The sequence below is a fragment of the Bacteroides sp. f07 genome, assembly GCF_042854785.1.
Lineage (GTDB): Bacteria > Bacteroidota > Bacteroidia > Bacteroidales > Bacteroidaceae > Bacteroides.
Genome location: NZ_BAABXI010000013.1, coordinates 1 through 513 on the forward strand (window position 1 = coordinate 1; position 513 = coordinate 513).

The following is a 513-nucleotide window of genomic DNA, read 5'->3' on the forward strand; positions in this document are numbered from 1 at the left end:
TTCTTAAGCAGCTGGTTATAAGCGATCAGGCTTAAATCCGGAAACTTGAAGTCATAGCAGTAGAGTGCATAGCCTTTCTCTATTTGCTGCTTGATGAACTGGTTGATGACACAGTAGGATTTCCCGCTACCGGGACATCCCAGCACGATGCACCCCCTCTGCGGGGATACGACATTGATCCAGCCGTTGTACCATCTTTTCTTGTAATAGAAACGTGTCGGCAGGTTCACCGAGTATTCATTGGCAATCAGACGGGTTTCCTGCATGAAGCTCTCGTTCTCATCGTTAAAGACGTCATCCATGAGCTGGTTCTTCAGCAAGCGGGTAATCCAGACTCCGGCGGTAAGCAGGCAGATATATCCGGCGGCTACGGTAGATACATATGATAAGGTAAGAAGCGTAACGGAGAAACGGGTTGTCAATAAGAACTCACTACCGAAAAAGAGCAACACTCCGGCTGTAAGATAACAGCCGATATGCTTTCATGACATCTCCACATCCTTCCGTCCTTTG

Annotated in this window: 1 pseudogene; it reads right to left on the reverse strand. The window is 47.8% G+C overall.

From position 1 onward, the window contains the following. Positions 1-476 (reverse strand): annotated as a pseudogene (locus ACGHVY_RS24795) (YWFCY domain-containing protein); the annotation flags it as partial. Positions 477-513: the final 37 nt, after the last annotated feature.